Below are 26118 nucleotides of genomic sequence, written 5' to 3'. Positions count from 1 at the left end.
CTCTCTTTGGCGGGCTGGCGCTACATTAACGGTTGCCGCTTAACGACTGCCAGTGAAGAATATTGAGCATGATTTTCACTTTAAGTGAGCATTGAGCTCTGCAGAGGTCGCCGTGTCATCTTGGCAACGCTTGAACCCGCAACTGCTTCGGCACTTTTTGGCGGTCAGTCGCAGCGGCTCGTTAACAGCCGCGGCGCAGTCATTGCATTGCGTGCCGTCGAATGTCTCGGCGCGTCTGCGGCAGTTGGAACAACAACTGGGTGTCGGCTTGTTTCAGCGTCAGGCGCAGCGTTTGCGCCTGACGCCAGCGGGTGAGCGCTTGCTGCCGCATGCCGAAGCCTTAGAGCAGCTCTGTCGCGAGGCCTGGAGCGCAGTGCAGGACGACAGCTGGAGCGGTGAGCTGCGCATCGGGGCCATGGAGACCACGGCGGCTGTTCGCTTACCAGAAGTGTTGGCGGCGTTTCACCGGGATGCCCCACGAGTCAGCCTGAGCCTGCAAACGGGGACTAGCCAGTATCTGATCAATGAGGTCTTGGCCGGGCGTCTAGAGGCTGCGCTGATCGGCGGGCCCTATAGCCATCCGCTGCTCAGCGATGAAGTGCTCTGGGCGGAGGAGTTGGTGCTGGTTCTGCCGCCCGAAACAACGCTGCCGGTGATGCTACAAAGCCCCGTGACCCTGCTAGGGTTCCCCAGTGGTTGCCATTACCGCGCCCGGCTGGAGCGATGGTGCGACGAGCAGGGCGTAGAGGTGGCCGCGCGGCAGAGCTATGGCTCGATAGAGGCGATACTCGGTGGCATTGCCGCCGGTATGGGACTTGGCTTGCTGCCGCGTAGCCTGCTGGAGCAGCACCCACGAGGCAATTTGGTGGCGTGGCAGCGTGTCGCTGCGCACCTGGCGGCGGCGCCGACCCTGCTAGTGCGCTGCCGTGATGCTGCGCCGCACCCGGCGCTGGAGCGCTTGTCGGCACTGCTGCGTGAACCATTGCCTAGCGCTAACCATTTGCAGGCCGTACGAAGCGGTTAAACTGTGCGGCCACAGGAGTCCGCCCAATGAACTACCGCCACGCCTTCCACGCCGGCAACCATGCCGATGTACTGAAACACTATGTCCTCAGCCGCCTGATTGCCTTGCTGTCACGCAAGGAGGCGCCCTTTGCCTACCTCGACAGTCATGCCGGCATTGGCTTGTATGACCTGCGCGGCGACCAGGCCAGCCGCACCGGCGAATGGCTCGAAGGCATCGCCCGGCTGTGGCAGGCCACGGACGTGCCAGACCCTCTGCTGGATTATCTGGAAGTGATCCGTGCGATGAATCCGGATGGCGAGCTGCGCCATTATCCAGGCTCGCCGGAACTGGCGCGCTTGCTGACCCGCGAGCAGGACCGTTTACACCTTAATGAGAAGCACCCGGAAGACGGCCGCTTGCTCAAGGAAAATATGCGGGGCGATCGCCGCGTGGCCGTGCACCTGGGCGAAGGCTGGCATGTGCCACGCGCCTTGCTGCCGACCCGTGAGAAACGCGCGTTGCTGTTGATTGATCCGCCGTTCGAGCAGGCCGATGAAATGGAGCGCTGCGCCCAGTCGTTGAGCGAAGCGATCAGCCGTATGCGCCAAGCCGTGGTCGCGATCTGGTACCCGATCAAGGACCTACGTCAGCTGCGCCGCTTTTACAGTGGCGTAGAAAAGAGCAAAGCGCCGACGCTGCTGCGTGTGGAGCTCTATGTGCATTCCACCGATGAGCCGACGCGGCTTAATGGCTCTGGCCTGGTGATCAGCAATCCGCCATGGGGCCTGGAAGATGAGCTTAAGCAGATTCTGCCCTGGCTGGCCAAGTTGCTCGGACAAACGCAGGGCGGCTGGCGCATGGATTGGCTGATTGAGGAAAAAATCGCCTAAGACCTACTGGTGCAGGCCTGGTCGTCTGACGTTTTGCAACACCGCATACCGCAAGGAGCTTGTATGAGTTTGTCGCTGCTGAACCGCTACGCCTTTTTTGCCTTCTGCGTGCTCTTCACCCTCGGTGGTTTGCCGTTTGTGGCAGGGCATGCCTGGCTATGGGCGGTGTTATTGATCACCGCGCTGCTCAGCGCGGTGGGCCTCAACGACCTGCTGCAGAGTCGCCATGCGGTGCGGCGCAACTACCCGATCCTCGGCAACATCCGTTACCTGGTTGAAGCGATTCGCCCGGAGATTCGCCAATACCTGCTGGAGTCCGATAGCGAGCAGCTGCCGTTCTCGCGGGCGCAGCGCTCGCTGGTGTATGCGCGGGCGAAAAATGAGAGTGCGGACAAGGCCTTTGGCACTCTAACGGATGTGTACCAGAGCGGTTTTGAGTTTATCGGCCACTCGATGCTGCCGGCGGCGCATGTCGACCCCAGCGGATTTCGCGTCAGTGTGGGCGGCCCGCAGTGCACCCAGCCTTACTCGGCATCGGTGTTCAATATCTCGGCCATGAGCTTTGGCTCGCTCAGCGCCAATGCCATTCGCGCGTTGAACCAAGGCGCCAAGCTCGGCGGTTTTTATCACGACACCGGCGAGGGCAGCATCAGCCCTTATCACCGTGAGCATGGCGGCGATCTGGTTTGGGAATTGGGCAGCGGTTACTTCGGCTGTCGTCAGGACAATGGCCAGTTTGACCCGCAGCGGTTTGCCGCGCAGGCCGCCAACCCACAGGTGAAGATGATTGAGATCAAACTCAGTCAGGGCGCTAAACCGGGGCACGGGGGGATTCTGCCGAAGCACAAGATCACCGCCGAAATCTCCCAGACCCGTGGCGTGCCCATGGGCCAGGATTGTGTCTCGCCGGCCAGCCACAGTGCGTTTTCCACACCCATTGAATTGCTGCAGTTTGTCGCCCAGTTGCGCGAGCTGTCAGCGGGCAAACCGGTGGGCTTCAAGTTCTGCCTGGGCCACCCGTGGGAGTTTATGGGGATTGCCAAGGCCATGCTGGAAACCGGGATTCTGCCGGACTTTATCGTGGTGGATGGCAAGGAAGGCGGCACTGGCGCCGCGCCTGTGGAATTCACCGATCACATTGGCGTGCCACTGCGTGAGGGGGTGCTATTTGTGCATAACACCCTGGTTGGCATTGGCTTGCGCGACAAAATCCGCATCGGCGCCAGCGGCAAGATCGTCAGCGCCTTCGATATCGCCAGTGTGCTGGCGTTGGGGGCCGATTGGGCCAACTCGGCGCGGGGCTTTATGTTTGCCATCGGCTGCATTCAGAGCCAGTCGTGCCACACCAACAAATGCCCGACCGGCGTGGCCACCCAAGACCCCTTGCGCCAGCGCGCGTTAGTGGTGCCGGACAAGGCCGAGCGTGTGCACAGCTTTCACCACAACACCCTCAAAGCGTTGGCGGAGATGCTCGCCGCAGCCGGCCTTGAGCATCCTTCGCAGGTTGAAGCCAAGCACTTGGTACGGCGCATGTCTGCGAGCGAGATCAAGCTCTACTCGCAGTTGCACGTCTTCCTCAAACCGGGCGAACTGCTCAGTGGTGAGGTGTCCGGGGAGTTCTATTCGCGAATGTGGCACATGGCGCAGGCAGGCAGCTTCGCGCCGGCCTGAGCACCCCGCGCCAACTCAGGCCGGCAGGCACACGCCCGTGCCGCCGAGGCCGCAATAGCCGCCGGGATTTTTCGCCAGGTACTGCTGGTGGTAGCTTTCGGCATAGTAGAACGGCGGCGCTTCACGCACTTCTGTGGTGATCGGGCCGAAACCGGCCTTTTCCAGCTCGGCCTGGAACGCGACTTGGCTAGCCTGAGCTGCCGCCAACTGTTCGGCGCCGTAGCAGTAGATCGCTGAGCGGTACTGGCTGCCGGTGTCGTTACCCTGGCGCATGCCCTGAGTGGGATTGTGCGCTTCCCAGAACACTTTCAGCAGTGCGTCATAGCTGGTCAGTTGCGGGTCGAAGATCACCAGTACGACCTCTGTGTGACCGGTCAGGCCTGAGCACGTTTCGTCATAGGTCGGGTTGGGCGTATGGCCACCGGCATAGCCCGCTGCGGTGGTCCAGACGCCGGGTTGCTGCCAGAAACGCCGCTCAGCGCCCCAGAAACACCCCAGCGCAAACACCGCCTGTTGCAAGCCGGCCGGGAAGGGTGCCTGCAGTGCATTGCCATTGACGAAATGCGCGGCGGGCACCGCCATAGCTTCGGCGCGGCCCGGCAGCGCTTGTTCGGCAGTGGGCAGTTCGAGTTTGTGGGCGAGAATTTGCGAGCGCAGAACCATGAGCCATTTCCTCAGCAGATGCATGTGTGTCATAGACCGTTAACCAGCGGGCTTGTTACAAGCTGAATTAGCCGCGATGTGGGTAGCGCTTCAGGCTTTCCAGCAGGTCGCGCCCGGCGATGGGTTTATCGAACAGGTAGCCCTGACCGATATCGCAGTGTTGGCGGCGTAGGAAGTTGAGCTGCGCGGCCGTCTCGATACCCTCGGCCACCACCTTGAGTTTCAGTTTATGGGCCATGGCAATCACCGCGGAGGTGATTTCCATGTCGTCCTGGTTGTCGGGAATATCCTTGATAAAGCTGCGATCAATTTTGATCACATCGATGGGGAATTTCTTCAGGTAGCTGAGCGAGGAATAACCCGTGCCGAAGTCGTCCATGGCCAGGGTCAGGCCCAAGCTTTTCAGGCTGTTGAGTTGCTGGCGCGTATCGTCGGTGGCTTCCAGCAGCAGGCTTTCTGTGAGTTCAAGCTCCAGCAGGGCTGGGTCGAGTTGTTCTTCGCGCAGGATGGTGGCGATCTCTCCGACCAGATCAGGGTCAGAGAACTGCTTGGGTGACAGGTTGATGGCTATTTGCATTGGCGTATGACCCACGGCGATCAGCTGTTTGCTCATGCGGCAGGCTTGGCGTGCCACCCACTTGCCAATGGGGATGATCAAGCCGGTTTCTTCCGCCACGCTGATGAATTTATCCGGGCTGATCATGCCTTTTTCCGGGTGATGCCAGCGCAACAGTGCCTCCAGGCCCAACAGTTTGCCGCTCTTCAGGCACAGCTTGGGCTGGTAGAACACTTCCAGTTCGTTCTGCATCAGCGCCCGGCGCAGGTTGCTCTCGACAAACAGCTTGTAATGCGCTTCGGCATTTAGCGCGTCGGTAAACACCTGCAGCTGGTTCTTGCCGTTGGCCTTGGCTTTGTGCAGCGCCAGGCCACTGTGTTTCATCAGCGTCTGTGGGTCATCGCCGTGCTCAGGCGCGCAGGCCAGGCCGATAGAGCCGGTGACGCTGATCAGCTGGTTGTCGACGAACAGCGGCTTGTCCAGGGTGTGGAGCAGCCTCTGCGCCATCAACTGGCTTTCGGCTTGATTGGTCTCGAGTAGCACGGCAAATTCGTTGCTGGCAAAGCGTGCCAGCACGCTGCTCGGCGACAGGGTATTGCGCAAGCGTCGCGCCAGGCTGATCAGCAGTTTGTCGCCAGTCTGGTGGCCGAGGCTGTCGTTGATCCGCTTGAAATTATCGATATCCACCAGCAGCAAGCTGATGGGTTTGCCGGGGTTTTCGCGAAAATGGTTTTCGAGCGAGCGAATAAAGGCATAGCGATTACCCAGCCCGGTGAGGTTGTCGCGAAAGGCCAGACGCTCGATATGCTGCTGCGCCTGCTTACTGGCGGTAATATCTTCGTAGATGCCGATGTAGTGGGTCAAGCTGCCGTCGTCGGCATACACCTTGGACAGCGATAACTGCCCCCAATAAGGGTCGAGGTTTTTCCGCCGGCTCTTGAATTCGCCCTGCCAGCTGTTGTGTTCGGCCAGGCTGGATGTGGCGTCGAACAGCAGGTCGCTGAGGTTTTCCAACGCGGGTATTTCGGAGAGGCGGCGGCCCTGCACTTCGCTGGCGCTGTACAGGGTGATGGCGGTAAAGCTCGGGTTGACGTACTCCACCAAACCGTCGCGGTCGAGCAGGATAAAGGCGCTGGAACTCTGTTCGACGGCGCGCTGGAACAGGTGCAGGGCATTGGTGGCGGAGCGCCGTTGCTGGTTCGCCAGGACGTGCGCGTATTGGTCAGCCAGCTCACCGGCAAAAGCAATTTCGTCGGCCTGCCAGGTGCGCGCTGAGCCGATATGTTCCAGGCACAGCACGCCCACCACTTCGCCGGCGATGCGGATGCTGGCGTCGAGCATGGCGGTGATGCCCATGGGGTGGAGGTAGCTGTCGCTAAGCTCACGTGTGCGTGGGTCTTGCTGCGCATTGTGGGCGTCCAGCGCGCGGCCGCTGTGCAGGGCTTGCAGGTAAGCGGGGTAAGGGCTGGCATCAATGTCCGCCTGCGGGATATGGCCCTCGTCCCGTTGATACAGGGCCATTGGCTGCAGCATGTGCCCTTTGAGGTTCCAGATGCCGACGCGGTTGACCCCATACAACTCGCAGGCGCGTTGGCTGATCAGTTCGGCCGCTTCACGCAGCGGTTCTTTGTCGCCGTAATGATGCCGTGCGAGGCTGACAATCAGCTGTTGCTGGGCTTGCGTGCGGCGCTGCTGGGCCTGCAGTTCGGCCTGGCTGCGCTGGTACAGTTCGAGTGTCTGCGGTGAGGCGGCGTTCTGCTCGGTCATCACCAGCAGGTAGCCGCGCAGCAGATGCCGGCCGCGCTGTTTAAAGGCTTCGCCGGTTTCCATCAGGGTCAGGCTGCCGCGCGGGGTGTGCAGGTGGTATTGCACGTTGTAATGCCGATGCTCGGCCAACTGCTGCTGGATGCTGTCATGCAACTGGTAGCGAGCCGTGGGCTCCATCAGGCTGGCGTAGGGGGCATCGAGCAGGGAGCAGAGCTCCTGAGCGGGCAGGCCGAATTGTCGCTCACAACCAGAATCGAGGTACAGCAGGGACCAGCTGGCCTCATTCAAACGCTCGAAACGCAGCAAGCCAAGGCGCGAAGGCACTGGCAACTGCGTCACAACCTCGGCCGCTAAACGACTCGCGGCATCGGGATGGTTTTTCATTCGATGGCTGGCTTCCAGTATGCTGATCGAGGCGGCAATCGACTCACTTTATTTACAGCGTCGGGTAAGGGTGCATCATGCAATTGCGACTGACAAGAAAACTAATATCCGCCACGCTGTTGGCCAGCGCGATAGCCGCCTCGCCGGTATTTGCTGCTGAATCCGGCGCGGGGTTGAGCAGTGCTGAGCAGGGCAATTACCTGCTTGAACTGAAGCGCCTGTACTTGACCGAAAATGAGCGGCAAGCGCTGCTGGCCCATTGCAATGATTTACTCAAAACCTATGCCCTGCGCGCGGCGTATCAGGTCGGCCAGTCGCAGCGTCAAGACATGCTCTATCAAGTGCGTGAAGGTTCGCCCGGCGAACTGCTGCTGCGTGAGGAAGTCCGTGGCCAGCACGGCACCGATTTAGCCGTGCGCAACCAGCGGGTGGCGCTGTTCGGGGTCGACCCGTTTGTGCGTTACAAGTGCCCGAGCAGCGGCGTCAGCTGTGTGCTGCACAACCCCAATGATGGCAGCCCGCTGCTAAGTATCGTTCGTGATCACCAGGGCGCCGCCGAGCTGGCCAAAGCCCTGAGCTTTCTGATCCGTAACTTGCAAAAAGGCTAAGCCGCTGTTGTTCATTGCGCCGTGTAAAGGTTGAGGCAAAAAAAACCCCGCCTATAAGGGCGGGGTCGAGGTTACGAGCGTGGCGGCTCGAAAGTTGAAGCGTTACAGCAGCATGGTGCGGATGTCCGCGAGCACATCACCCAGGCGCTTGGTGAAGCGCGCCGCCGCGGCACCGTTGATCACCCGGTGGTCGTAGGACAGTGACAGCGGCAGCATCAGCTTGGGCTGGAAGGCTTTGCCGTCCCAGACCGGTTGGATGGTCGCCTTGCTCACGCCAAGAATCGCCACTTCCGGCGCGTTGACGATCGGCGTAAAGCCGGTGCCGCCAATGTGCCCGAGGCTGGAGATGGTGAAGCAGGCGCCCTGCATGTCGTCAGCGGAGAGCTTCTTGGTGCGTGCTTTTTCCGCCAGTGCGGCGGCTTCGGCAGCCAGTTGCAGCAAGCTCTTCTGATCGACGTTCTTGATCACAGGAACCAGCAGCCCATCCGGGGTGTCCACGGCGAAGCCAATGTGCACGTACTTCTTGCGGATGATCGCCTTGCCGCTCGGCGCCAGTGAGCTGTTGAAGTCCGGCAGTTCCTTAAGCAGGAAGGCGCAGGCCTTGAGCAGCAGTGGCAGTACGGTGAGTTTGACCCCTGCCTTTTCTGCCACCGCTTTTTGCGCAACGCGGAAGGCTTCCAGTTCGGTGATATCGGCCGAGTCGAACTGAGTCACGTGAGGCACGTTGAGCCAGCTGCGATGCAGGTTGTTGGCGCCGACCTGCATCAGGCGGGTCATTGCCACTTCTTCGATTTCACCAAACTTGCTGAAGTCCACCACCGGGATCGGTGGGATGCCGGCACCACCGGATGCACCGGCGGCTGGGGCTTCTTTGGCCTTCTGCATCATCGCTTTGACGTAAGCCTGCACGTCCTCTTTGAGTACGCGGCCTTTCGGCCCGCTGCCCGGTACGACCGCCAGCTCGACACCAAACTCGCGAGCGAGCAAGCGTACGGCCGGCCCCGCATGCACCTTGGCACCATCGCGCTTCGGCATGGCTGCCACATTGGCGGCCGCGGCGGAGAGCGAGGCAATGGCGCTTACTTCAGCGGCAATTGCTGGGCTGGCGCCGGCAGGCACCTTGTGGGTTTCGCTAGCGCTTGAGGCAGCGGGCGCTGTGCTCTGGCTTGGTTTTTCAGCGGCTGCTGCTGGGGCGTCAGCCCCGGCAACCTTGAGCTTGAGGATCAGGTCGCCAGTGCCAACATCGGCATCCAGTTGCACCTCAATGCTTTCCACTACGCCGGCAGCCGGCGAGGGGATTTCCATGCTCGCCTTGTCCGACTCCAGGGTGATCAGCGACTGGTCGGCTTCGACCGTATCGCCAACCTTGACCAGCACTTCGATGACCTTAGCCTTGCTGTCCGAACCGATATCCGGCACATGGATATCCTGCACGCTGCTGCTCGCCGGCTTGGCGGCGGGCGCTGCAGCAGCGGGTGCTGGCGCGTCGGCTGCTTTGGCCGCTGGCGCGGGCGTCGCTTCTGCAGGCTTTTCTGTGGCCGCTTCAGCATCGCCTTCAACGTCCAGCTCAAGCAGCTCGTCGCCTTCTTTCAGGGTATCGCCGAGCTTCACTTTCAGGCTTTTCACCACGCCGGCTTTCGGCGCGGGGATTTCCATGCTGGCCTTATCCGACTCCAGAGTCAGCAGGCTCTGATCAGCCTCGATGCGATCACCGACCTTGACCATCAGCTCAATTACTTCACCCTCACCACCACCGATGTCGGGTACGCGAATCAATTCACTCATCGTTTCGCTCCTTAGCAGTCCAGTGGGTTGAGTTTTTCCGGGTTGATGCCGAACTTGGCGATGGCTTCAGCCACCACTTTAGGTTCGATATCGCCACGGTCGGCGAGGGCTTCCAGGGCAGCCAGGACAACCCAGTTGCGGTCCACTTCAAAGAAGTGGCGCAGCTTCTTGCGGCTGTCGCTGCGGCCAAAGCCGTCGGTGCCCAGGACTTTGAATTCCTTGCTCGGTACCCACTGGCGAATCTGCTCGGCGAACAGCTTCATGTAGTCGGTTGAGGCAATCACTGGGCCTTTACGGCCGCCCAGGCATTCTTCCACGTAGGTCTGCTTAGGCTTCTGGCCCGGGTGCAGACGGTTGCTGCGCTCTACGGCCAGGCCATCACGGCGCAGTTCGTTGAAGCTGGTGACGCTCCAGACATCTGCCGCGACGTTGAACTCATCACGCAGGATCTTCGCCGCCTCGCGGACTTCACGCAGGATGGTGCCGGAACCGAGGAGCTGCACGTGGTGCGCCGCTTCCTTCTTGTCCTCTTCGAGCAGGTACATGCCCTTGATGATGCCTTCTTCAACACCCAGCGGAATGGCCGGCTGCTGGTAGGACTCGTTCATCACGGTGATGTAGTAGAAGACGTCCTGTTGCTCTTCGGTCATCTTCTTCATGCCGTCCTGGATGATCACCGCCAGCTCATAGCCGTAGGTGGGATCGTAGGTGCGGCAGTTAGGGATGGTCGCCGCCAGCATGTGGCTGTGGCCGTCTTCGTGCTGCAGGCCTTCGCCGTTTAGCGTGGTACGGCCGGCGGTGCCACCGATCAGGAAACCGCGGGTGCGGCTGTCGCCAGCGGCCCAGGCCAGGTCACCAATACGCTGGAAACCGAACATCGAGTAGAAGATGTAGAACGGCAGCATCGGCTGGTTGTGGCTGGAGTACGAGGTACCCGCCGCAATAAACGAGCTCATGGCGCCGGCTTCGTTGATGCCTTCTTCGAGAATCTGGCCCTTCTTATCCTCGCGGTAGAACATCACCTGGTCTTTATCGACTGGCTCGTAGAGCTGGCCGACCGATGAGTAGATGCCCAGTTGGCGGAACATGCCTTCCATACCGAAGGTACGGGCTTCGTCCGGGATGATCGGGACGATACGCGAGCCAATGTCCTTGTCCTTGACCAGCTGCGCGAGGATCCGCACGAAGGCCATGGTGGTGGAGATTTCACGGTCGCCCGAGCCATCGAGGATGGCCTTGAGGGTTTCCAGTGGCGGCGTTGGGATGCTGAAACTCTTGGCTCGGCGCTGTGGCACGAAACCGCCCAATGCTTCGCGGCGCTCGCTCAGGTAGCGCGCTTCGGCGCTGCCGGCTTCTGGCTTGATAAACGGCAGGTTTTCCAGCTCGTCATCTTTAACCGGAATATCGAAGCGGTCGCGGAACTGCTTAAGGCTGTCGACATCGACTTTTTTGGTGTTGTGCGCGGTGTTCTTCGCTTCGCCGGCACCGGTGCCATAACCTTTAACAGTCTTGGCCAAGATGACAGTTGGCTGGTCTTTATGGTTGACCGCCTGGTGGTAGGCCGCATACATCTTGTACGGGTCATGACCGCCACGGTTGAGCTTCCAGATCTCGTCGTCGGAGAGATCAGCCACCATCGCCTTGAGTTCTGGCGAGTTGAAGAAGTGCTCACGGACGAACGCGCCGTCCTTAGCCTTGTAGTTCTGGTATTCGCCGTCGATGACTTCGTCCATGCGGCGCTGCAGGATGCCGTCGACGTCTTTGGCCAGCAGTGGGTCCCAGAAACGGCCCCAGACCACTTTGTTGACGTTCCAGCCACCGCCACGGAACACGCCTTCGAGTTCCTGGATGATCTTGCCGTTGCCGCGTACCGGGCCGTCGAGGCGCTGCAGGTTGCAGTTGATGACGAAGATCAGGTTGTCCAGCTTCTCGCGGCCAGCCAGGGAGATCGCGCCGAGGGATTCCGGCTCGTCGCACTCGCCGTCACCCATAAAGCACCAGACTTTCTGCTTGCCGGCGGGGATAAAGCCACGGGCTTCCAGGTACTTCATAAAGCGTGCCTGGTAGATCGCCTGGATCGGGCCGAGACCCATGGACACAGTCGGGAACTGCCAGAAGTCCGGCATCAACCACGGGTGCGGGTAGGACGAGAGGCCTTGACCATCGACTTCCTGACGGAAGTTGTTCATCTGGTCTTCAGTGATGCGGCCTTCCATAAAGGCACGGGCATAAATGCCGGGTGAAGCGTGGCCCTGGAAGAAGATCAGGTCGCCGCCGTGCTCCTCGGTAGGGGCCTGGAAGAAGTAGTTGAAACCGATGTCATACAGCGTCGCAGAGGACGCGAAGCTGGAAATGTGACCACCCAGATCGGAGTCTTTCAGGTTGGTACGCATGACCATGGCCAGGGCGTTCCAGCGCACCAGCGAGCGAATGCGGCGTTCCATGTACAGGTCGCCAGGCATGCGTGCTTCGTGGGTGAGCGGGATGGTGTTGCGGTACGGCGTGGTGATCGCGTAAGGCAACTGCGAACCGCTGCGGGTCGCGAGTTCACCCATACGGGTCATCAGGTAATGGGCACGGTCTTCGCCTTCTTTGTCGAGAACCGATTCCAGGGCGTCCAGCCATTCCTGGGTTTCGACGGGATCGAGGTCTTGCATGGCTTGCTCCAGGGCGGAAAGGCTTCCAGAATCGGAGGCCAGGTTTCGCGGACGACTTCGTGAGTGGCCGCGTGAATTCTTGGATTGACCGGGGTAGGACCGGCCGCGTGTAGTTTTACTACATTCCGGCGCCGATTTCAGCCTTTTGGATACAATCTTTGGTAGTAAAACTACAATTATTTTCTGCTAGTGCCGCTTCAGGCTCTTTGAGTGGGGTTTCCCGTCGAGGTTCGGCGCACTGGCAGATCGTTAAAAAGGATAGACCATGAGCCTGCCCGCGCTGGCCTCTTTACCTGCTGCCTTAGCCCCTCTTGCAACACGTGCCGAGCAGTCTCTGCAGCAGGCATTTGCCGGGCTCTCCCACGCCGCTTCGGCGGCTTACGCGGGTTGGCCGAGTGCGCGTCGCGCGGCCTTGCAGCGTGTGGTGGCGGCCAGTGATTTTGTGGTGCTGCAAGGCGAGCGTGATCCGCAGATGCTGCTTGACCTGGCGGCCAGTGGTGAGCTGGAGCGCAGCCTTGGCGCGGGCGAGCTGCGCAGTCAACTGGCGCACGCATTGGCGGAGTGCGGCAATGAGGAGGAGCTGGGGCGCCGCCTGCGGCGTTTCCGTAATCGTCAGCAGGTGCGCCTTATTTGGCGTGATATCAGCCGCCAGGCTGACCTGATTGAAACCTGCCGCGACCTATCCGATTTAGCCGATGCCTGTATCGATCTGGCCTATCAGTGGCTCTATACCGGCCATTGTGTGCAATTCGGTACGCCCATTGGTCGGCACACTGGGCAGGCGCAACAGATGGTGATTTTGGGGATGGGCAAGCTCGGGGCCCATGAGCTCAATTTGTCGTCGGACATCGACCTGATCTTCGGTTACCCCGAAGGTGGCGAGACCGAAGGCGTGAAGCGTCCGCTGGATAATCAGGAGTTCTTTATTCGTCTCGGCCAGAAGCTGATCAAGGCGCTGGACGTGATCACCGTCGATGGTTTCGTCTTTCGCACCGATATGCGTTTGCGCCCCTACGGTTCTTCCGGTTCGCTGGTGTTCAGCTTTAACGCGCTGGAGCAGTACTACCAGGACCAGGGCCGCGACTGGGAGCGCTACGCGATGATCAAGGCGCGTGTGGTCGGTGGTGATCAGGCCGCCGGCGCGCAGCTGCTGGAGATGCTGCGGCCGTTCGTTTATCGGCGTTATCTGGACTTCTCGGCGATTGAAGCGCTGCGCGCGATGAAGCAGTTGATTCAGCAGGAAGTGCGGCGTAAAGGCATGGCTGAGAACATCAAGCTGGGCTCCGGCGGTATCCGCGAGGTGGAGTTTATCGCCCAGGCCTTCCAGCTGATCCATGGCGGGCGCGACCTTAGCCTGCAGCAGCGCTCGCTGTTCGCGGTGCTCAATACCCTGCGTGACCAAGGCTACTTGCCGGCGGCGGTGACCGATGAGCTGCGTGATGGCTATGCCTTCTTGCGCTATGCCGAGCATGCCCTGCAGGCCATCGACGACCGGCAGACGCAGATGCTGCCGGACAACGATCAAGACCGCGCGCGCGTGGCTTTTATCATGGGCTTCGACAGCTGGCAGGCGTTCCATGAACAGTTGATGTACTGGCGTGGCCGGGTCGACTGGCACTTCCGTCAGGTCATTGCTGATCCTGACGAGGAAGAGGGTGCATCGACCGAAGAGGCTGTTGGCTGTGAATGGCTGCCGCTCTGGGATGATGTGCAGGACGAAGAGTCAGCGTGTCGGCAATTGGCTGAGGCTGGCTTTGCCGAGCCGCAAGCAGCCTGGCGGCGACTACTGGGGCTGCGCAACGGTAATCAGGTGCGTGCCATGCAGCGTCTCGGGCGTGAGCGCCTGGATGCGTTTATTCCGCGCTTGCTGGCCCAGACCGTTGAGCATGCCAATCCGGACTTGGTCTTGGAGCGTGTATTGCCGCTGATTGAGGCCGTGGCGCGGCGCTCGGCGTACTTGGTGCTGCTCACGGAAAACCCCAGTGCGTTGCAACGACTGTTAGCTCTATGTGCCGCCAGTCCGTGGATCGCCGAGCAGATCACCCGCTTCCCGCTGTTGCTCGATGAACTGCTTAACGAGGGGCGCTTGTTCAATCCGCCGCTGGCCCCTGAGTTGGCAGCTGAGTTGCGCGAACGGTTGATGCGGATTCCCGAGGAGGACCTGGAGCAGCAGATGGAGGCGCTGCGCCATTTCAAGCTGGCGCATCGTTTGCGCGTAGCGGCCTCGGAAATTTCCGGCAGCCTGCCATTAATGAAAGTCAGCGATTACCTGACCTGGCTGGCCGAGACCATTCTCGATCAGGTGCTCGCCCTGGCCTGGCACCACACCGTGAGCCGCTACGGTGTACCGCGTCGGGCCGATGGCAGTCTGTGTGATCCGGATTTCGTCATCGTTGGCTACGGCAAGGTCGGTGGAATCGAGCTGGGGCATGGCTCGGACCTCGATTTGGTGTTTATCCATGACGGCGACCCGCATGCGGAAACCGATGGTGAAAAGTCCATCGATGGCGCGCAATTTTTCAATCGCCTGGGCCAACGCATCATTCATCTACTGACCACGCAGACCAACTCCGGTCAGCTTTATGAGGTGGACATGCGCTTGCGGCCTTCTGGTGCGGCCGGCCTGCTGGTCAGCTCGCTGGGCGCGTTCGAGCGCTATCAGCAAGGCGAGGCCTGGACCTGGGAGCACCAGGCGCTGGTGCGGGCGCGGGTGCTGGTGGGCTGTGCGCGGGTGGGCAAGGCGTTTGAGGCGGTGCGCGCGGCCGTGCTGGGGCGTGAGCGCGACCTGAATACGCTGCGCACTGAAGTTGGCGAGATGCGCGCGAAGATGCGTGACAACCTCGGCAGCAAGGCCACGGCGGCCGGCACCGCGGCGAATGCCTTCGAGGCCACGGCCCCGTTCGACCTCAAGCAGGACGCCGGAGGTATCGTCGATATTGAATTTATGGTGCAATACGCGGCCCTGGCCTGGTCGCGCCAGTACCCGGAATTGCTTGAGTTCACGGACAATATTCGCATTCTGGAAGGGCTGGAGCGGGCCGGTTTGTTGCCGGGCGAAGACGCCCGCTTGCTGCAGGATATTTACAAGGCTTACCGTTCAGCGGCACATCGCCAGGCTCTGCAAAAGCAACCTGGGGTGGTCAGTGGTGAGCAGTTTGCCGAGGAGCGGCGCACGGTGATGCGCATCTGGCGAACGCTGGGTTTGAGCTGAATATAAGGATGTCGGGCACCCAGGGTGGCCGGCCAACGTTGTACCAATCGAGTTTGAGGAGCAGGCAACTATGTCGATGGCTGATCGTGATGGCGTGATCTGGTATGACGGCGAGCTGGTGCCGTGGCGCAACGCGACCACTCACGTGCTGACCCATACCCTGCACTACGGCATGGGCGTGTTCGAGGGCGTGCGCGCCTACAACACCCCGCAGGGCACGGCGATCTTCCGCCTGCAGGCGCACACCGACCGCCTGTTCGACTCGGCCCACATCATGGGCATGAAGATTCCGTACAGCAAAGACGAAATCAACGAAGCCACCCGCGCCGCCGTGCGTGAAAACAACCTGGAAAGCGCCTATATCCGCCCGATGGTGTTCTACGGATCTGAAGCCATGGGCCTGCGTGCCAGCGGCTTGAAAACCCAGGTGATTGTCGCGGCCTGGAGCTGGGGCGCCTACATGGGCGATGAAGCCTTGCAGGTGGGTATTAAGGTGCGCACCAGCTCCTTTACCCGTCACCACGTGAATATTTCGATGACTCGCGCCAAGGCTAACGGCAACTACATCAACTCGATGCTGGCCCTGCAGGAAGCTGTCTCCGGTGGCGCCGATGAAGCCATGCTGCTGGATACCGAGGGTTATGTCGCCGAAGGCTCTGGGGAGAACATTTTCCTGGTGCGCAATGGCGTGATCTACACCCCGGAAGTGACCTCCTGCCTGAACGGGATTACCCGCAACACCATCCTGACCCTGGCGGCCGAACACGGTATTGAAGTGGTCGAGAAGCGCATCACCCGCGATGAGGTGTATATCGCTGACGAAGCCTTCTTCACCGGCACGGCTGCCGAAGTCACGCCGATTCGCGAAGTTGATGGTCGGCAGATCGGTGCAGGCCGCCGTGGGCCGGTCACCGAAAAACTGCAAACCGCCTATTTCGACCTGGTGGCGGGTAAAACCGATGCCCACGCTGAGTGGCGCACCCTGGTCAAGTAAGCGACATACTTCGCCGGACGGGTTAAGCACAGTGCAACCCATCCGGCGATGAAGGCTTGGCGGCTAGCCGAGCGTGAGTCTGTCCGGGAGGCGAAAGCCTCCTTGGTCGTTTCTGGAAGTGGCATGAAAATACTGATCGTAGGCCCCAGCTGGGTGGGTGACATGGTGATGGCGCAGACGCTGTTTCAGTGCCTGCAGCAGCGCCACCCTGGCTGTGAAATCGATGTGCTGGCACCCGAGTGGAGTCGGCCGATACTTGAACGCATGCCCGAAGTGCGTCAGGCCCTGAGCTTCCCGCTCGGCCATGGCGTGCTGGAGTTGGCGACGCGGCGCAAGATCGGCAAGTCCCTGGCGGGCCAGTACGATCAGGCGATTCTGCTGCCCAATTCGCTCAAATCCGCGTTGGTGCCATTCTTCGCCGGCATCCCCACGCGCACCGGCTGGAAAGGCGAGCTGCGTTACGGCCTGCTCAATGACATTCGCATTCTGGACAAAGAACGCTACCCGCTGATGATTGAGCGCTTTATGGTGCTGGCTTTCGAACAAGGTGCTGAACTGCCGAAGCCGTATCCGCGCCCGGCGCTACAGATCAATGCGCAGAGCCGCGATGCCGCCCTGGCCAAGTTCGGTTTAAGCCTGGATCGGCCGGTGCTGGCGCTGTGTCCCGGTGCCGAGTTCGGTGAAGCCAAGCGCTGGCCGAGCGAGCACTACGCCAAGGTCGCTGAACTGAAGATCCGTGCAGGGTGGCAGGTCTGGATATTTGGCTCGAAGAATGATCATGCGGTCGGTGAAGATATTCGCGGTCGGCTGATTCCTGGCTTGCGTGAAGAAGCCAGCAACCTGGCCGGCGAAACCAGCCTGGCCGAGGCAATCGACCTGATGTCGTGTGCGGGCGCCGTGGTCTCCAACGACTCCGGCCTGATGCATGTGGCTGCGGCGTTGAATCGCCCGCTGGTGGCGGTCTACGGTTCAACCTCGCCGGGCTTCACCCCGCCGCTGGCTGAGCATGTGGAAATCGTGCGTCTGGGCTTGGAATGCAGCCCCTGTTTCGACCGCACCTGCCGTTTCGGCCATTACAACTGCCTGGGCCAGCTTAAGCCGCGCCCAGTGATCGAGGCGTTGGATCGCCTGGTCAGTGATCCGGTTGAGGTTGAATAGTTTGCGGGTACTGTTGATCAAAACCTCCTCGCTGGGCGATGTGGTACACACCTTGCCGGCGCTCACCGATGCTGCGCGCGCCATTCCCGGCATTCAGTTCGACTGGGTGGTGGAAGAAGGCTTTGCCGAGATTCCGGCTTGGCATCCGGCCGTCGCGCAAGTGATCCCGGTGGCGATTCGCCGCTGGCGCAAGCACCTCTGGCAGACGCTCAAGAATGGTGATTGGCAGCGCTTTAAGCAGCGCCTCGGTGAAACCCAGTACGACTTGGTGATTGACGCCCAGGGCCTGCTGAAAAGTGCCTGGCTGACCCGTTACGTCAAAGCGCCCGTGGCTGGCTTAGACCGCGACTCCGCGCGTGAGCCGCTGGCCAGCCGTTTCTATGATCGCCGCTATGCCGTGCCGCGTGAGCAGCATGCGCTTGAGCGTACCCGTCAGCTCTTTGCCCAGGCGTTGGGGTATGCGCTGCCGGCAGGTGTCGGCGACTACGGCCTCAATCGCGCGCAGCTCGCCGATGCTGCGCCGCAGCCTTACCTGCTGTTTCTGCACGGCACCACCTGGCCAAGCAAGCATTGGCCAGAAGCCGACTGGCGCCAGCTGGCTGAGCAAATGAGTGCCCAGGGTTGGGCGATCCGTCTGCCTTGGGGTAACGCCAGCGAGAAAGCCCGCGCCGAGCGAATTGCTGCCGGTATTGAAAACGCTGCCGTGTTGCCCAAATTGAATCTGGCGGGTGTGGCCAAGGTGATTGCCGGCGCCAGTGCCTGTGTGGCGGTGGACACCGGCCTGGGTCACTTGGCCGCCGCGCTGGATGTGCCGAGTATCTCCCTATACGGCCCAACACTGCCCGGACGGGTGGGGGCCTATGGCCGTGGCCAAGTGCACCTGTGCGCCACCGGGCCGAACGCCGGTTCGGGCGATCGACATAAACCCTGTTTCGAGGGCCTAGGCGCTGAGCGTGTTGCCGCGCAATTACAGGCCCTGTTGCTGGCCGAGGGCGTTGTCTGATGCAGCTCGCATTTATCCTTTACAAGTACTTCCCATTTGGCGGCCTGCAGCGTGACTTTATGCGCATTGCCCTGGAGTGCCAGGCGCGCGGCCATGCGATTCGCGTGTATACGCCGATCTGGGAAGGCGAGGTGCCGGCGGGCTTCGAGGTTGTAGTGGTGCCGGTCAAGGCGCTGTTCAACCACAAGCGCAATGAAAAGCTCACGGCGTGGGTCGAGGCCGACCTGGCCAAGCGTCCGGTGGATCGGGTGATCGGCTTCAACAAAATGCCCGGCCTGGATGTCTATTACGCCGCCGATGGCTGTTATGAAGACAAGGCGCAGACCCTGCGTAACCCGCTGTACAAGTACTGGGGGCGCTACAAGCACTTCGCCGATTACGAGCGGGCGGTGTTTGCCCCCGAGTCGAAGACTGAGATTTTGATGATCTCCGAAGTGCAGCAGCCGCTCTTCATCAAGCATTACCACACCCCGCTGCAGCGCTTTCACCTGCTGCCACCAGGTATCGCCCAAGACCGCCGTGCGCCGGCCAATGCTGCCGAGATTCGTGCTGAGTTCCGGGCCGAGTTCAAGCTGGCGGATAACGACCTGCTTCTGGTGCAGATCGGCTCCGGCTTCAAGACCAAGGGCCTGGATCGTAGCCTCAAGGCCCTGGCCGCCTTGCCGCGCGAATTGAAACAACGCACGCGACTTATTGCCATTGGTCAGGATGATCCGCGTTCATTTCAGTTGCAGGCCAAGGCGCTGGGCGTGTCCGATCAGGTGCAGATTCTCAAGGGCCGCAGCGATATTCCGCGTTTCCTGCTCGGTGCCGATCTGCTGATTCATCCGGCCTATAACGAAAACACCGGCACCGTACTCCTGGAAGCGCTGGTCTCCGGCTTGCCAGTGCTGGTGACGGATGTTTGCGGCTATGCCCATTACATCGCCGAGGCGGATGCCGGGCGGGTGCTAAGCGGGCCATTCGAGCAGGAGCGGCTTAATCATCTGCTCGCCGACATGCTGGCCGACGACTCGCGTCGTGCCCTCTGGTCACGCAATGGTCTGGCTTACGCCGACCGCGCGGACCTGTATTCCATGCCGCAACATGCGGCCGACATCATCCTGGCGGCGCGTCCATGAAGTTGCATTTGGCTGAACCCTTTAAAAGTCTGTGGGCCGGTCGCGATGCATTTGCTGCCGTTGAGGCCCTGCAAGGGCAGGTGTACCGCGAGTTGGAAGGGCGTCGCACGCTGCGTACCGAAGTCGATGGGCGTGGCTACTTTGTGAAGATCCACCGTGGCATTGGTTGGGGCGAGATCATCAAGAATCTGCTCACCGCCAAACTACCGGTGCTCGGTGCGCGCCAGGAGTGGCAAGCGATTAAGCGCCTGACTGACGTCGGCGTAGCCACCATGACTGCCGTGGCCTATGGCGAGCGCGGCCGCAATCCGGCGGCGCAGCATTCGTTTATCGTCACCGAAGAGTTGGCGCCGACTACCGACCTTGAGCAGCTCAGTCTGAACTGGGCGAAACAGCCGCCTGAACCGAGGCTCAAGTGGGCGTTGATCAATGAAGTGGCGAGCATGGTTGGCAGCATGCACCGCGCCGGGGTCAATCATCGCGACTGTTACATCTGCCACTTCCTGCTGCATACCGATAAGCCGGTCACGGCGGATGATTTCCGCCTGTCAGTGATCGACCTGCACCGCGCCCAGGTCCGCAGTCAGTTGCCCATACGCTGGCGCAATAAGGACTTGGCCGCGTTGTATTTCTCGGTGCTGGATATCGGCCTGACCCGACGCGACAAGCTGCGCTTTTTGCGCCGCTACTTTGCCGTGCTGAACGGGCAGCAGCCGTTGCGCCAAACGCTCAGCACCGAACGCCCGCTACTGGCGTGGCTGGAGCGTAAGGCGGACGCGCTGTATGCGCGCAAGCAGCGTTACGGGGATGCGCTCTGATGGCTGGGTGGACGCTGGATGCACAGTACCAAGAGCTAGCAGAGGATTTTGGCAGCTTGCAGGCAGTGTTTGCGTTGCAGGGTGAACGCTTGACCACGGACCCGCTGTCTGAGGTCATCCGCATTGAGCGCGCGGGCGTGCGTTACTACGTCAAGCGCTACTGGGGCGGTGGCAAGGGCCTGCGCCGCTACATCGGTCGGCCACGGGTCAAGGCGGAATGGCAGAACCTGAAATACTTCGCCAAGTGGGGCGTGGCTACGGCGCCGATTGTGGCGTTCGGTCTGGAGCGTCAGTTCGGGCGTTTTGTCCGTGGGGCGTTGATTACCCGCGAGTTGAGCAATACCGAAGACCTGGGCTTGCTGGCCAATAACGATGATCCACGCCTGCAGGATCGCCATTGGGTTGATACCGTCAGCCTTCAGCTGGCCCGCGCCACGCGGACCTTGCATGAGCATCACTTCACTCATAACGATCTCAAATGGCGCAACTTGCTGGTTAACGATCGGGTGGAGTTGTTTCTGATCGATTGCCCAACGGGGACGTTCTGGTGGGGCCGTTATTACGCTATCGCATCATCAAGGACTTGGCTTGCCTGGATAAGGTGGCTAAGTACAAATTGTCGCGTACTCAGCGTTTGCGCTTTTATCTGCAATACCGAGGTCGCAGTCGTTTGAGCACCGCCGACAAGCATCGCGTTCGTCGAGTTGTGGGCTTCTTTGAGGGCCGTGAATGATGGACTTTATCGCGTCGCAGGATCGCGACCTGCTTGAACAGCACGGCCTGGCCAGTTTTGATGCGCTGTGGGCGCTAAAGCTTGAAGCTGTTGATGAGCCCAATACCGAGCGCGGTGGCTGGAGCAGTGTCTATCGCCTGGACCTTGGTGAGGCGGCTTTTTACCTGAAGCGTCAGAGCAACCATCTGACCCGCAGCCTGTTGCGCCCGTTTGGTGAACCGACCTTTGCCCGTGAGTTTCGCAATATTCAGCGCTATCAGCGCCTGGCTATTCCGGCGTTGCAGGCGGCGTTTTTCGCCCAGCGGCGAGTCGCGGGCGAGCGGCGGGCAATCTTGCTGACGCGCGCGTTGGATGGTTGGAACGACTTGGATAGCTTGCTGGCGGAGTGGCGCGCACGCAGCGAATCGCAGCGCAGCGCTATTTTGCAGGCGTGCGGTACGTTGGCTCGGCAACTGCACGGCGCTGGGCAGATGCATGGCTGTTTTTATCCCAAGCATATTTTCCTGCGCGAAACTGCAGCTGGCTTTGATGCGCAGCTCATCGATCTGGAAAAGACCCGGCCGCTGCTGTTCGGGCGGCGTGATCGGATCAAAGATCTGGAGCCCCTGTTGCGCCGCGCCAGTGTCTGGAATGACGCTGAGGTGGCTGTATTGCTGGCCGCTTATCTAGATGGGAGTTCTGATCTAGATGCCTGGAGTGCGCAGCTCGGGGCTCGCCGGCGCAACAAGGAGGCGCGCTGATGAGCTTGGCGGGCCTTAGTCAGGCCGGACGTTCGCCGTCTCTGCCGCTGACCCTGGGGCTGGCCGATGCGGCGGGCTCGGCAGCGTTGACTCTGCAGCGGCTGCTGCGTGTCCTGCCTGGGCAGCGCTATGTGGGTCTGGCCGAGTGGCGCGGGCGCCCGGTGCTGGCCAAGTTGTTGGTCGGCGCCAAGGCCGCGCGGCATTTCCAGCGTGAGCTTGAAGGTGCGCGTCTGCTGGCTGAACAGGACTTGCCTACACCGAAATTGCTGGCCGACGGCTTGCGCGAAGGCGAGGGCGGTTGGCTGTTATTTGAGTATTTGGACGGGGCCGAGAGCTTGTGGGATGCCTGGCGTGCGGTGGAAAACCAGGCGTTGCTCAGTAGCGATCAACAAGCCGTATTAGCTGAAGCCTTGACGTGTATTGCGCACATGCACGCCAAGGGGCTCTGGCAGGCTGACCTGCACCTGGATAATCTATTGCGGTACAACGGCCAATTGTTCGTTATCGATGGCGGCGGTGTTCAGGTTGAGGTGGCAGGGCAGCCGTTGTCGCGCAGCAAGGTGCTGGAAAACCTTGGCGTATTCTTCGCCCAGTTGCCCGTCGAGCTGACGCCCTTTATCGAAGAGCTGCTGGTGCATTACCTGCTGGCTAACGGCGAGCATGCCTTGCCGCTGGAAGCGCTGCTCAACGAGGTGGCCAAGGTCCGTAAGTGGCGTGTGCGCGATTATCTGCGCAAAGTCGCCCGTGATTGCAGCCTGTTCGCCGCTAAAGTAGGTGCCTTTGGCCTGCGCGTGGTGCGCCGTGAAGATGAGGCCGCCTTGCAGCCCTTGCTGGCGAATCTGGATCGGCTCACCGAGCAAGGTCATATCTACAAGACCGGTGGCGCCGCGACTGTGGCGCGGGTCGAGCTGAATGGGCGGCCCTTGGTGGTCAAGCGCTACAACGTAAAGAGCATCGCCCATTGGCTGAAACGTTTCTGGCGGCCCAGTCGCGCGTGGCATAGCTGGGTTGAGGGTAACCGCCTGCAATTGTTGGGCATTGCTACCCCGCGACCATTGGCCGTCGTGGAGCAGCGCTGGTGCTGGTTGCGCGGGCGTGCCTACCTGATTACCGAATACTGCGGCGGGCAGGATATAATCGCGCGCTTTAACAGCTGCCACGACGGATCACCCCCGGAAACTGAGCTGTTAGCGCTGGATCGTTTGTTCGCTGCCTTGCTGCGCGAGCGCATCAGCCACGGCGATTTCAAAGGGCACAATCTGTTTTGGGATGAAGACTTGGCTCGCTGGTCGTTGATCGACCTCGACGCCATGCAGCAGCACCGCAGTGCACGCAGTTTCGCCAGGGCTTATGCCCGCGACCGTGCCCGTTTTCTGCGCAACTGGCCTGCCGACTCGGCGCTGCACCAGTTGCTCAACCAACGTATACCGCTGACGCCCGCCGTCGGCTCAGCAGACTAAAAGAGGCAAACTCAGTGGCATTGACCATTCTCGGCCTGTCCGGCGCCCTCAGCCATGACCCTTCCGCCGCCCTGTACATCGACGGCAAGCTGATCGCCGCCGTCGAAGAAGAGCGCTTCGTGCGCGACAAGCACGCGAAGAACCGCATGCCCTACGAGTCGGCCAAGTTCTGCCTGGAGCAGGCTGGGATCAAGCCGTCTGATGTTGATGTGGTGGCGATCCCGTTTGCCCCGATCAGCATCTTCGAAAAGGCCCGTTGGCAGTACGCCAAGCGCTACTGGTATGCGCCGGATCGTGCCCTTGACGCGATCCTCATGGGCAATCGCCGCTACAAGCGCTACTACAAGCACATTCAATGGTGCTTGCAGCAGCTGGGCTTTGATCTGAAGAAAATCAAGATCGAGCCGGTTGAGCACCACCTGGCCCACGCCGCCAGCGCTTACCACTGTTCGGGCTTTACCGAGAAGACCGCCATTCTTGGCATTGACGGCAAGGGCGAATACGCCACCACCTTCTTCGGCTACGGCGAGAACGGCAAGATCCACAAGATCAAAGAATTCTTTGATCCGGATTCGCTGGGCGGCCTGTATGGCGCGATTACTGAATTCCTCGGCTTTGAGATGCTCGACGGCGAGTTCAAAGTAATGGGCATGGCCCCTTACGGCGACGCCAGCAAGTACGACTTCTCGCGCTTGGCCAAATTCGAGAATGGCGAGTTGGTGATTAACACCGAGTACGCCAACGTCATCGGCCTGCGCCGCTACAAAGAAAACGGTAAGGGCTTCTACTTCTCCAAGAAGCTGATCGAGTGGCTGGGGCCTAAGCGCGAAGGCGACATTGCCGACGACCCTTACATCCACTACGCCGCCAGCATGCAGGCGCTGTTCGAGAAGTTGGCGCTGCAGATGATGGAGCACTACCTCGGTGACATCATCCGCGAAACCGGCAAGATCGCTTTCGCCGGCGGCTGCGCACTGAACGTTAAGCTCAACCAGAAAATCATTGCCCGCGACGACGTGAAGGAGCTGTTCGTCCAGCCCGCTTCTGGCGATGCTGGTACTGCGGTGGGGGCGGCGGCTTACATCTCGCACCAGCGCGGTGTGCCGGTGGAGAAGATGGAGCACGTTTACCTCGGCCCGTCCTACACCAACGAAGACGTGATCGCCGCTTGTGCCCGTCATCCGAGCAAGCCGGTGTTCAAGCAGATCGACAACATGCCGCAGCGCATCGCCAAGATCATGGTCGACGCCAACCCGGTGGCCTGGTTCCAGGGGCGCATGGAATTCGGCCCGCGTGCCCTCGGTGGTCGTTCGATCATCGGTTGCCCTAGCGTGCCGGGTGTAGCGGATCGGATTAATGAACAGATCAAGTTCCGCGAGCGCTGGAGGCCTTTCTGCCCGTCGATGCTCGATACTGTCGGCCCGCAAATGCTCAAGGTCGATCACCCGAGCCCGTTTATGACCTTCACCTTCGAAGTGAATGAAGAGTGGAAAACCCGCGTTAGTGAGGTGGTGCACGAAGACGGCACCTCGCGCGCCCAGGTGCTCAAGCGCGAATACAACCCGCGCTACTACGCCATGATGCTGGAGCTGGAAAAACTCACGGGCAACGGCGTGTCGCTGAACACCTCGCTCAACCGTCGTGGCGAACCGATGATTTGCTCGCCGACCGACGCGCTGAACATGTTCTACGGCTCCGACCTGCAGTACCTGATCATGGAAGACATCCTCGTGGTCAAGGATGGCAAGGATTGGTATGACAACGTCTGAGGCCCCCGGAGCTGATCAGCCGTGGGTATTGCAGTTCTGCCACGGCTACGACGGCCCCTTCCTCGATTGTGCGCGGCAGTATGCCGCGTTGTTTGCCGGCACCCGTTATAAGGTTTGTACGGTCTACCTGACCGGCAAACCGAGTGCAGAGGTCGAGCACGGCTCGGCTTCTGACGAGGTGATGTTTCTCGACTACTCCAGTCGTGAAGTGCGCGGCCTCAAGCTCAAGGCGATTCGCGACCTCAAGCGCATCGTCGCTTCGCACGATTTTAGGCTGTGTATCGCCCATCGCTTCAAGCCGATTTATATCGCCTTGCTGAGCAGCGATTTGCCGGTGATCGGCGTGCACCATGCGTTTGGTGATTATCAACGCTTCTCGCGTCGGCTGTTCGCCAATGCTTTCAAGAAACGCTTGGCGCTACTCGGCGTATCCGATGCGGTGCGTGATGACATGCGTGCCTGCTTACCGAACTGGCCGGTTGAGCGTATCCAGACCCTGTACAACCGTATCGACATTGCCGCTGTGCAGGCTGGGCAGGTCTCCCGTCGCGACGCCCGCGAGTACTTAGGCTTACCGCAGGATGCCTGGGTTGTCGGCAATGTTGGTCGCCTGCATCCAGATAAGGATCAGGCTACGTTGATCCGTGGGTTTGCTCAGGCGTTGCCGCAGCTGCCGGAGGGCAGCCTATTGGTCATCATGGGCAGTGGCCGGCTGGAAGCCGCGCTGAAAGCACTCGCTGATGAGCTGGCGGTTGCCTGCTCGGTACGCTTTCTTGGTCAGGTCGCTGATGGCCGGCGTTATTTCAAAGCGTTCGATACCTTTGCGCTGACCTCCGATCACGAGCCCTTCGGCATGGTGTTGCTGGAGGCGATGGCGGCTGGTGTGCCGGTGATCGGCAGCGACTGTGGTGGCGGGCGTGAGGTGGTCGAGGGCGTCGGTGTACTGTTTCCGCTTGGCGATACCTTGGCGCTGGCTGCCGCCATGCGCCACATGGCTGAGCTGGATATCGAGCAGCGCGAGCGGTGCGCTTTGATCATGTTGCAACGGCTCGAATCTGGCTTCTCCGATACTGCCGTGCGCGAGGCGTTCTGGCGCCTCGGTCTGCTAGGCGGCTAACGGCAAC

18 protein-coding genes and 1 pseudogene are annotated in these 26118 nt (G+C 60.8%); 15 read left to right on the top strand and 4 right to left on the bottom strand.

Translation table 11 applies throughout. The features are described from left to right. The first annotated feature begins 112 nt into the window (after positions 1-112). The 3 genes from ACEPAJ_RS19365 (at position 113) to ACEPAJ_RS19355 (ending at position 3567) form a co-directional block, all read left to right on the top strand. A complete protein-coding gene (locus ACEPAJ_RS19365) occupies positions 113-1024 on the top strand; it encodes a LysR substrate-binding domain-containing protein (protein WP_425917121.1) in 912 nt (303 codons plus the stop codon). A gap of 26 nt (positions 1025-1050) precedes the next feature. After that, on the top strand, positions 1051-1896 hold the full coding sequence (locus ACEPAJ_RS19360; protein WP_425917119.1) for a 23S rRNA (adenine(2030)-N(6))-methyltransferase RlmJ: 846 nt from the start codon (positions 1051-1053) through the stop codon (positions 1894-1896). A 63-nt stretch (positions 1897-1959) separates the two neighbouring features. Beyond that, on the top strand, positions 1960-3567 hold the full coding sequence (locus ACEPAJ_RS19355) for an FMN-binding glutamate synthase family protein (protein WP_425917117.1): 1608 nt from the start codon (positions 1960-1962) through the stop codon (positions 3565-3567). Positions 3568-3582: 15 nt separating this feature from the next. On the opposite strand, the gene msrA is transcribed toward ACEPAJ_RS19355, so the two are convergent. Both msrA and ACEPAJ_RS19345 read right to left on the bottom strand, forming a co-directional pair. Next, on the bottom strand, positions 3583-4230 hold the full coding sequence (gene msrA, locus ACEPAJ_RS19350; protein ID WP_425917115.1) for a peptide-methionine (S)-S-oxide reductase MsrA: 648 nt from the start codon (positions 4228-4230) through the stop codon (positions 3583-3585). Positions 4231-4297: 67 nt separating this feature from the next. Continuing rightward, on the bottom strand, positions 4298-6937 hold the full coding sequence (locus ACEPAJ_RS19345) for a putative bifunctional diguanylate cyclase/phosphodiesterase (RefSeq protein ID WP_425917113.1): 2640 nt from the start codon (positions 6935-6937) through the stop codon (positions 4298-4300). Positions 6938-7014: 77 nt separating this feature from the next. On the opposite strand from ACEPAJ_RS19345, the gene ACEPAJ_RS19340 reads away from it, so the two are divergent. Then, a complete protein-coding gene (locus ACEPAJ_RS19340; RefSeq protein ID WP_425917111.1) occupies positions 7015-7545 on the top strand; it encodes a hypothetical protein in 531 nt (176 codons plus the stop codon). A gap of 102 nt (positions 7546-7647) precedes the next feature. Here ACEPAJ_RS19340 and aceF read toward each other — a convergent pair whose 3' ends face one another. Beyond that, positions 7648-9330, bottom strand: a complete 1683-nt coding sequence (gene aceF / locus ACEPAJ_RS19335) for a dihydrolipoyllysine-residue acetyltransferase (RefSeq protein WP_425917109.1) — start codon at positions 9328-9330, stop codon at positions 7648-7650. A gap of 11 nt (positions 9331-9341) precedes the next feature. After that, positions 9342-11987, bottom strand: a complete 2646-nt coding sequence (gene aceE, locus ACEPAJ_RS19330; RefSeq protein WP_425917107.1) for a pyruvate dehydrogenase (acetyl-transferring), homodimeric type — start codon at positions 11985-11987, stop codon at positions 9342-9344. A 265-nt stretch (positions 11988-12252) separates the two neighbouring features. Here aceE and glnE point away from each other — a divergent pair, with 265 nt between their 5' ends. The 11 genes and pseudogenes from glnE to ACEPAJ_RS19275 all read left to right on the top strand — a co-directional run bounded on the left by glnE (position 12253) and on the right by ACEPAJ_RS19275 (position 26111). Continuing rightward, entirely contained in the window at positions 12253-15198 is a 2946-nt protein-coding gene (glnE, locus tag ACEPAJ_RS19325; RefSeq protein ID WP_425917105.1) for a bifunctional [glutamate--ammonia ligase]-adenylyl-L-tyrosine phosphorylase/[glutamate--ammonia-ligase] adenylyltransferase, read from the top strand. A 70-nt stretch (positions 15199-15268) separates the two neighbouring features. Beyond that, positions 15269-16192, top strand: a complete 924-nt coding sequence (gene ilvE / locus ACEPAJ_RS19320; protein ID WP_425917103.1) for a branched-chain-amino-acid transaminase — start codon at positions 15269-15271, stop codon at positions 16190-16192. Between the two features lie 123 nt (positions 16193-16315). Beyond that, positions 16316-17350 carry a lipopolysaccharide heptosyltransferase II gene (gene waaF, locus ACEPAJ_RS19315; RefSeq protein WP_425917101.1) on the top strand — a complete coding sequence of 345 codons (1035 nt, stop codon included), beginning with the start codon at positions 16316-16318 and terminating at the stop codon, positions 17348-17350. Position 17351: 1 nt separating this feature from the next. After that, positions 17352-18353, top strand: coding sequence for a lipopolysaccharide heptosyltransferase I (waaC, locus tag ACEPAJ_RS19310; RefSeq protein ID WP_425917099.1), 1002 nt, complete (start codon positions 17352-17354; stop codon positions 18351-18353). Further along, positions 18353-19474 (top strand): glycosyltransferase family 4 protein, encoded by a 1122-nt coding sequence (locus tag ACEPAJ_RS19305; protein ID WP_425917097.1) that lies wholly within the window; start codon positions 18353-18355, stop codon positions 19472-19474. The genes waaC and ACEPAJ_RS19305 overlap by 1 nt, the downstream gene beginning before the upstream one ends. Beyond that, a complete protein-coding gene (gene rfaP, locus ACEPAJ_RS19300) occupies positions 19471-20292 on the top strand; it encodes a lipopolysaccharide core heptose(I) kinase RfaP (protein ID WP_425917095.1) in 822 nt (273 codons plus the stop codon). Before ACEPAJ_RS19305 ends, rfaP begins: the two co-directional genes overlap by 4 nt. Next, positions 20292-21025, top strand: a pseudogene (locus ACEPAJ_RS19295) (lipopolysaccharide kinase InaA family protein). The gene rfaP and the pseudogene ACEPAJ_RS19295 overlap by 1 nt, the downstream one beginning before the upstream one ends. Beyond that, positions 21022-21765 (top strand): lipopolysaccharide kinase InaA family protein, encoded by a 744-nt coding sequence (locus ACEPAJ_RS19290; protein WP_425917093.1) that lies wholly within the window; start codon positions 21022-21024, stop codon positions 21763-21765. The pseudogene ACEPAJ_RS19295 and the gene ACEPAJ_RS19290 overlap by 4 nt, the downstream one beginning before the upstream one ends. After that, positions 21765-23225: a lipopolysaccharide kinase InaA family protein gene (locus ACEPAJ_RS19285; protein WP_425917091.1), complete on the top strand. Its 1461-nt coding sequence runs from the start codon at positions 21765-21767 to the stop codon at positions 23223-23225. The genes ACEPAJ_RS19290 and ACEPAJ_RS19285 overlap by 1 nt, the downstream gene beginning before the upstream one ends. Before the next feature lie 14 nt (positions 23226-23239). Then, on the top strand, positions 23240-24994 hold the full coding sequence (locus ACEPAJ_RS19280) for a carbamoyltransferase family protein (RefSeq protein ID WP_425917089.1): 1755 nt from the start codon (positions 23240-23242) through the stop codon (positions 24992-24994). Then, entirely contained in the window at positions 24981-26111 is a 1131-nt protein-coding gene (locus tag ACEPAJ_RS19275) for a glycosyltransferase (RefSeq protein ID WP_425917087.1), read from the top strand. The genes ACEPAJ_RS19280 and ACEPAJ_RS19275 overlap by 14 nt, the downstream gene beginning before the upstream one ends. The last annotated feature ends 7 nt before the right edge of the window (positions 26112-26118 follow it).

Origin of the sequence: Pseudomonas sp. GWSMS-1, from assembly GCF_049847425.1 — a bacterium.
Lineage (GTDB): Bacteria > Pseudomonadota > Gammaproteobacteria > Pseudomonadales > Pseudomonadaceae > Aquipseudomonas.
Note: the sequence above shows the minus strand (reverse complement) of the source record. Positions and strands in the feature narration are given on the sequence as shown.

Bases quoted from the DNA above. Each gene is read 5' to 3' on its own strand.
- glnE (WP_425917105.1), top strand. From the start codon at position 12,253: ATGAGCCTGCCCGCGCTGGCCTCTTTACCTGCTGCCTTAGCCCCTCTT.
- ACEPAJ_RS19345 (WP_425917113.1), bottom strand. From the start codon at position 6,937: ATGAAAAACCATCCCGATGCCGCGAGTCGTTTAGCGGCCGAGGTTGTG.
- aceE (WP_425917107.1), bottom strand. From the start codon at position 11,987: ATGCAAGACCTCGATCCCGTCGAAACCCAGGAATGGCTGGACGCCCTG.
- ACEPAJ_RS19285 (WP_425917091.1), top strand. From the start codon at position 21,765: ATGAGCTTGGCGGGCCTTAGTCAGGCCGGACGTTCGCCGTCTCTGCCG.
- waaF (WP_425917101.1), top strand. From the start codon at position 16,316: ATGAAAATACTGATCGTAGGCCCCAGCTGGGTGGGTGACATGGTGATG.
- ACEPAJ_RS19360 (WP_425917119.1), top strand. From the start codon at position 1,051: ATGAACTACCGCCACGCCTTCCACGCCGGCAACCATGCCGATGTACTG.
- ACEPAJ_RS19290 (WP_425917093.1), top strand. From the start codon at position 21,022: ATGATGGACTTTATCGCGTCGCAGGATCGCGACCTGCTTGAACAGCAC.
- ACEPAJ_RS19355 (WP_425917117.1), top strand. From the start codon at position 1,960: ATGAGTTTGTCGCTGCTGAACCGCTACGCCTTTTTTGCCTTCTGCGTG.
- ACEPAJ_RS19340 (WP_425917111.1), top strand. From the start codon at position 7,015: ATGCAATTGCGACTGACAAGAAAACTAATATCCGCCACGCTGTTGGCC.
- aceF (WP_425917109.1), bottom strand. From the start codon at position 9,330: ATGAGTGAATTGATTCGCGTACCCGACATCGGTGGTGGTGAGGGTGAA.
- ACEPAJ_RS19275 (WP_425917087.1), top strand. From the start codon at position 24,981: ATGACAACGTCTGAGGCCCCCGGAGCTGATCAGCCGTGGGTATTGCAG.
- msrA (WP_425917115.1), bottom strand. From the start codon at position 4,230: ATGGTTCTGCGCTCGCAAATTCTCGCCCACAAACTCGAACTGCCCACT.
- ACEPAJ_RS19305 (WP_425917097.1), top strand. From the start codon at position 18,353: ATGCAGCTCGCATTTATCCTTTACAAGTACTTCCCATTTGGCGGCCTG.
- ilvE (WP_425917103.1), top strand. From the start codon at position 15,269: ATGTCGATGGCTGATCGTGATGGCGTGATCTGGTATGACGGCGAGCTG.
- rfaP (WP_425917095.1), top strand. From the start codon at position 19,471: ATGAAGTTGCATTTGGCTGAACCCTTTAAAAGTCTGTGGGCCGGTCGC.